This window comes from Shewanella sp. 10N.286.52.B9 (assembly GCF_002873635.1).
Classification (GTDB): domain Bacteria; phylum Pseudomonadota; class Gammaproteobacteria; order Enterobacterales; family Shewanellaceae; genus Shewanella.
Genome location: NZ_MCTY01000036.1, coordinates 46,611 through 52,717, shown reverse-complemented (window position 1 = coordinate 52,717; position 6,107 = coordinate 46,611). Strand labels below are relative to the sequence as shown.

Sequence of the window (6,107 nt, the reverse complement as noted above, 5' to 3'; positions counted from 1 at the left end):
CAATTAATATATAACATTTAGGATTTACTAACGCGTTGCACTGCATCAGCAATCTGTTGTGCAAAAGATGTGACCAATGCCACATCTTCACCTTCAACCATCACCCTTATTAAGGGCTCAGTGCCGGATTTTCTAAGTAAAACTCGACCGGTTTTACCTAATAGCTGCTCTACATGCTGCAGGGTAGTGATGACCGCTGACGCTGATAATGGATCAGTCTCACTATTAAAAGTGACATTAATTAATACTTGAGGCAACATTTTTAGCGGTTTAACCAACTGTGCTAACGATAATTGTTGCTGCTGCATTGCCGCTAACACTAAAATTCCCGCCACGATACCGTCCCCTGTCGTGCCGTGATCTAAATCGAGTATATGTCCAGAGCTTTCGCCGCCAATACGCCAGTGGTGTTGACGCATCAACGCCATGACATAACGGTCACCTACTTTTGAGCGCATAAAGGGGATATTCAATCTCTTAAATGCCAACTCCAAGCCTAAATTTGACATCAAGGTGCCAACAACCCCGCCCTTCAAAGTGCCATTATTAAGTGCATTAGCGGCAAGCACATAAAGAATTTGATCGCCATCAATCACATTACCTTGGTGATCCACCATCATGATCCTATCACCATCGCCATCTAAGGCAATGCCGACATCAGCCTGTTCTAGCAGCACTTGCTCGCATATTGACGCCATGGATGTCGCGCCAACATTGTCATTAATATTTAATCCATTAGGTTTATCACCAATGGTGATCACTTCTGCGCCAAGCTCTTTAAAAACACTAGGAGCAATGTGATATGTTGCGCCGTGAGCGCAATCAACCACAATTTTAAGCCCAGCTAAAGTCAGCTCAGCAGGGAAATGACCTTTACAATATTCAATGTAGCGCCCTGCTGCATCATCAATTCTTGCCGCTTTGCCCAATAAATGAGACTCAACACAAACTAAGTCTTTGGTAAGTTCATGCTCTATTTCTAATTCAAGCGCATCATCTAACTTACTGCCGTCAGCTGAAAAAAACTTAATACCATTATCGTAATAGGGATTATGGGAGGCACTAATAACAATGCCAGCTTCGGCCCTAAAAGTTCGGGGTAAATAAGCAATAGCTGGCGTCGGCATAGGCCCAACCAATAATACATTTAAGCCAGCGGCAGATAAGCCGGCTTCCAGTACGGATTCAAACAGGTAACCCGAAATCCGTGTGTCTTTACCGATAATCACTTTCTTGGTGCCACTGCGTGAAAGCACCCTTCCCGCTGCCCAGCCAAGCTTAAGAGCAAGCTCGGGGGTCATTTTACCCGCGCCGACCTTGCCCCTAATACCATCAGTTCCAAAAAATTGTCTTTGCTGCATGTGTACCTCTCAAAGTGAATTCATACCACTTGATAACGTAACCTAGGCAAAAAATGCATGTTTAAAATGACTGAAAAGGTTAGTTATGTAAACTTGCCATTGTCGCTGACATCACAGTGAGTGCATCCACGGTTTCTTCAACATCATGTACCCGTATAATTTGCGCCCCTTGCTGCGCCGCAATCATCGCCCCAGCAAGACTACCCGCTAAGCGATTATTAATATCACGCTGTAATAAATCCCCGATCATGCTTTTTCTTGATAAACCTACCAGCACGGGAAAATGCAAACTATGTAGTTCCGGTAACTTGGCTAACAGCTGATAATTATGCTCAAGAGTTTTACCAAAGCCAAAGCCTGGATCTAAAATGATATTTTCTCGAGACATACCTGCTGCTAAACAATAATCTACCCTTAGCGACAAAAAGTCATTAACTTGTTGGATAACATCGTCGTATTCTGGTGAGTCTTGCATATCTTTTGGTTGCCCTTGCATATGCATTAAACATACGGGCACATCGAGCATAGTTGCCATTGCCAGCGCGCCGGGCTCTTGTAGCGCACGAACATCATTAATAATATGGGCGCCTGCAGCAACTGCTTTTTCCATGACTTGCGGCTTACTGGTATCGATTGAAATCCACACATCATGGTTTTGGGCAGTATATTCGATGACAGGAATAACTCTAGCGAGCTCTTCTTCTAAAGTAACTGCTATAGCACCTGGTCTGGTTGACTCGCCGCCAATATCAACTATTTTAGCCCCTTGACTGATGACTTTATCAACTTGCCGACAAGCACTTTCAAACGTGGCATGTTGACCGCCATCAGAAAATGAATCGGGAGTAACGTTAATGATAGCCATAACAATCGGACTGGCTAGCGAGAGGGTTTTATCTCCCGATTTAAGTTCAAACACACAACCTCACTTATACTCAATTTAATGAGTTAGATAATATTTAACTCTATTAGCTGAATTAAAATACTTTTGTTCACAAAGCAATAAATATAAAAAAACCCCTTTCGGGGTTTTTTACGTTAATTTAACTCAGCGTTATTTAGCAGGCGCATCAGTATCTGGTGTCGATTCTGATTTATCGTCTGCTTTATCTGCGTCTGCAGCTTCAGAGTCAGCTTTAGTCTCTGTCGCGTTTGCAGGCGTGCCTTTATCTTTATCATCAATTGAGTCATCAGCATCCCAATCGGCTGGCTGACGAACTTCGCGACGATTCATTAAATCATCAATTTGATCGGCATCGATGGTTTCAAATTTCATTAACGCATCTTTCATGGCATGGAGGATATCCATGTTGTCATTTAAGTAAGTATGCGCACGATCGTAATTTGAATCAATTAAGTGTTTTACTTCGGCATCGATGATACGGGCGGTATCGTCGGACATATGTTGGGTTTTACCCATACTGCGTCCTAGGAATACTTCGTTTTCATCTTCAGCATAAAGTACCGGGCCTAATTTTTCAGAGAAGCCCCACTGGGTCACCATGTTGCGTGCAATTGACGTTGCATATTTAATGTCTTGTGAAGCACCTGTCGATACGCGCTCTGTACCGTAGATCATCTCTTCCGCTAAACGTCCGCCGTAGGCAACTGAAATTTGGCTTTCAAGTTTACGGCGACTTTGACTAATTGCATCAGCTTCAGGTAAGAAGAAAGTCACACCTAATGCACGGCCGCGTGGAATAATAGTAACCTTATGCACAGGATCATGCTCAGGCACTAAACAACCAACAATCGCATGACCTGCTTCATGGTATGCGGTCATTTCTTTTTCATCTTCAGACATCACCATAGTGCGGCGCTCAGCACCCATCATGATTTTGTCTTTAGCACTTTCAAACTCTTCCATGCTCACTACGCGGCGATTACCCCGAGCAGCAAATAGCGCAGCTTCATTCACCAAGTTTGCTAAATCAGCACCTGAGAACCCTGGGGTACCACGAGCAATAACGCTGGCTTTGACACCATCTGCTAACGGTACTTTACGCATATGAACTTTTAAAATTTGTTCACGACCACGAACATCCGGTAAGCCAACAACCACTTGACGGTCAAAACGACCTGGACGTAGCAATGCAGCATCCAACACATCTGGTCTGTTGGTCGCAGCAATAACAATAATACCTTCGTTACCTTCAAAACCATCCATTTCAACCAGCATTTGGTTCAAGGTTTGCTCACGCTCATCGTGACCGCCACCAACACCAGCGCCACGTTGGCGACCTACAGCATCAATTTCATCGATAAAGATGATACATGGTGCAGACTTTTTAGCTTGCTCAAACATGTCACGTACACGTGATGCACCGACACCGACAAACATTTCAACAAAGTCAGAACCAGAAATAGTGAAAAACGGAACTTTAGCTTCACCAGCAATGGCTTTTGCAAGTAAGGTTTTACCCGTACCCGGTGGGCCAACTAAAAGAACACCGGTAGGAATGCGGCCACCAAGCTTTTGGAAACGGGTTGGCTCTTTTAGGTAATCAACCAATTCTTTTACGTCTTCTTTTGCTTCGTCACAACCTGCAACATCACCAAAAGTGGTTTTAATTTGGTCTTCGCTCATCAATTTGGCTTTACTCTTACCAAATGACATCGCGCCTTTACCGCCACCGCCTTGCATTTGGCGCATGAAGAATATCCACACACCAATTAATAACAGCATCGGGAACCAAGAGATAAAGATTTGGGTTAGGAAGCCTGACTCTTCAGCTTCTTGGCCCTTCATTGAAATCCCTTTACGATCAAGATCATTGATTAAATCTTGGTCATACATTGGCATGATTGTAGTGAACTTCTCTCCAGAGCGTCTTACTCCTTCAATGGTACGTTGATCACTTTTAATTTCTACCGAATTGATATTGCCGTTTCGGACACTATCTAAGAATACGGAATAATCCATCTTCTGCGTTGACGAAGAAGAGGGGGAATAGCCCTGAAACACTGACATCAACACGACGGCGATGACAACCCAGAGAATTAAATTTTTTGCCATGTCACTCAAATTGTTAGACCTCTTGAAGACCCACGATAATTAATCGTTAGACTACTATAACTTGTAACCAGTCGCCACTATATAAACTTCACGTGAACGTGGTCGTGATGAATCTGGTTTGCGTGTTTTCACTGTTGTAAAAGCTTGTCGCACTGCTTTCATATATTCATCAAAGCCTTCCCCCTGAAAAACTTTGACTGCAAAACTACCATTAGATGCCAAAACTTGATGGCACATATCTAATGCTAATTCTACTAAATACATTGCCCTTGGTTGATCCACACCATCTGAACCACTCATATTAGGCGCCATATCTGATAGTACTACATCAACTTTATCTTCACCAACGCGGTCAAGTAAAGCATCAAGTACTTTTTCTTCACGGAAATCGCCCTGTAAAAAGTCGACGCCCACGATGGGGTCCATAGGTAAAATATCACATGCGACTAATTTACCTTTTTCTCCCACTAGTTTAACTGCAATTTGAGACCAACCGCCAGGCGCTGCGCCTAAGTCTACTACTGTCATACCAGGTTTAATTAATTTGTCTTTTTGTTGGATTTCTTCCAACTTGAATGCAGCTCGAGAGCGTAAACCTCGCTTTTGAGACAGTTTTACATAGTGATCATCAAAATGTTCTTGCATCCATCGGCTTGAACTTGCCGAGCGTTTCTTCGTTGCCATTTAAATTCCGTAACGATTTGGAGTTACATCATGCTTATATAAGGGTAGAATAGCCGTTTTTCAACAGTAACATTTAAAAAGTTGGTACAAATGAACTTAACAACCAAACAAAAACAGCATTTAAAAGGCCTGGCGCATAATTTAAAGCCTGTAGTGCTGCTTGGTGCTAATGGTTTGACCGAAGGTGTACTGGCTGAAATTGATAGTGCACTCACTCATCATGAACTAATTAAAGTGAAAGTAGGCTCTTCTGATAGAGAGCTTAAAAATGCTGTAGTTGACGCGATTATTCGCGAAACTCAATCTACCAAAGTACAGCTTATCGGTCACACCTTAGTTATTTTCCGTCAGTCTGCTGAAATGAAAATTGCCGTTCCAAAAGCAAAATAATTTCGTCAAACATCTGGTTACTTAATATTAGTCGATTGTTGATTAACTGATATTGAATATGACCTAAAAAAACCACTGCCATGCAGTGGTTTTTTTATCGCTATAGCAAACCAGTCTTAAGTCGTAACTTATTAAACGTATTCTACAGCGATAATTTCATATTCTGCGGTGCCACCAGGTGTGGTAATGGCAACTTCATCATCAAGGTTCTTACCAATTAATCCCCGCGCTATCGGTGAATTCACTGAAATAAGATTTTCTTTAATGTTTGCTTCATCATCACCGACGATACGGTAAGTTGACTCTGCATCGGTATCAACATTGACAATGGTCACTGTTGTGCCAAAAATCACTCGGCCATTGTTTGGCATTGATGTCACATCAATGATTTGTGCATTTGATAACTTGCCTTCAATATCACGAATACGTGCTTCACAAATACCTTGTTCTTCACGGGCTGCATGATATTCAGCATTTTCTTTCAAGTCGCCTAATTCACGTGCAGAAGCAATAGCTTCAGTAATGCTTGGACGACGCACAAATTTTAATTCATCTAATTCTTTACGCAGCTGTTCAGCTCCGATGATCGTCATAGGGACGGTATTCATAATGTCTTATGTCTCCTTTAAAAACAAAAGCACCCCGTGTCGACACGC

The 6,107-nt window shown here is 42.5% G+C and carries 6 protein-coding genes; 1 reads left to right on the top strand and 5 read right to left on the bottom strand.

What is annotated here, in order from left to right:
* Nucleotides 1–17 precede the first annotated feature (17 nt).
* The 4 genes from glmM to rlmE form a co-directional block, all read right to left on the bottom strand.
* Nucleotides 18–1,361, bottom strand: coding sequence for a phosphoglucosamine mutase (glmM, locus tag BCU91_RS03195; protein WP_102530888.1), 1,344 nt, complete (start codon nucleotides 1,359–1,361; stop codon nucleotides 18–20).
* Between the two features lie 79 nt (nucleotides 1,362–1,440).
* On the bottom strand, nucleotides 1,441–2,280 hold the full coding sequence (gene folP / locus BCU91_RS03190) for a dihydropteroate synthase (RefSeq protein ID WP_102530887.1): 840 nt from the start codon (nucleotides 2,278–2,280) through the stop codon (nucleotides 1,441–1,443).
* Between the two features lie 135 nt (nucleotides 2,281–2,415).
* A complete protein-coding gene (ftsH, locus tag BCU91_RS03185) occupies nucleotides 2,416–4,377 on the bottom strand; it encodes an ATP-dependent zinc metalloprotease FtsH (protein WP_241904025.1) in 1,962 nt (653 codons plus the stop codon).
* 54 nt (nucleotides 4,378–4,431) lie between these two features.
* Nucleotides 4,432–5,061, bottom strand: coding sequence for a 23S rRNA (uridine(2552)-2'-O)-methyltransferase RlmE (rlmE, locus tag BCU91_RS03180; protein WP_055023704.1), 630 nt, complete (start codon nucleotides 5,059–5,061; stop codon nucleotides 4,432–4,434).
* A 90-nt stretch (nucleotides 5,062–5,151) separates the two neighbouring features.
* On the opposite strand from rlmE, the gene yhbY reads away from it, so the two are divergent.
* A complete protein-coding gene (yhbY, locus tag BCU91_RS03175; protein WP_076542846.1) occupies nucleotides 5,152–5,451 on the top strand; it encodes a ribosome assembly RNA-binding protein YhbY in 300 nt (99 codons plus the stop codon).
* Between the two features lie 131 nt (nucleotides 5,452–5,582).
* On the opposite strand, the gene greA is transcribed toward yhbY, so the two are convergent.
* A complete protein-coding gene (gene greA / locus BCU91_RS03170; RefSeq protein WP_076542843.1) occupies nucleotides 5,583–6,059 on the bottom strand; it encodes a transcription elongation factor GreA in 477 nt (158 codons plus the stop codon).
* Nucleotides 6,060–6,107 lie beyond the last annotated feature (48 nt).

Coding starts and splice junctions, on each gene's coding strand:
- glmM (WP_102530888.1), bottom strand. CDS start 1,361: ATGCAGCAAAGACAATTTTTTGGAACTGATGGTATTAGGGGCAAGGTC.
- ftsH (WP_241904025.1), bottom strand. CDS start 4,377: ATGGCAAAAAATTTAATTCTCTGGGTTGTCATCGCCGTCGTGTTGATG.
- rlmE (WP_055023704.1), bottom strand. CDS start 5,061: ATGGCAACGAAGAAACGCTCGGCAAGTTCAAGCCGATGGATGCAAGAA.
- yhbY (WP_076542846.1), top strand. CDS start 5,152: ATGAACTTAACAACCAAACAAAAACAGCATTTAAAAGGCCTGGCGCAT.
- greA (WP_076542843.1), bottom strand. CDS start 6,059: ATGAATACCGTCCCTATGACGATCATCGGAGCTGAACAGCTGCGTAAA.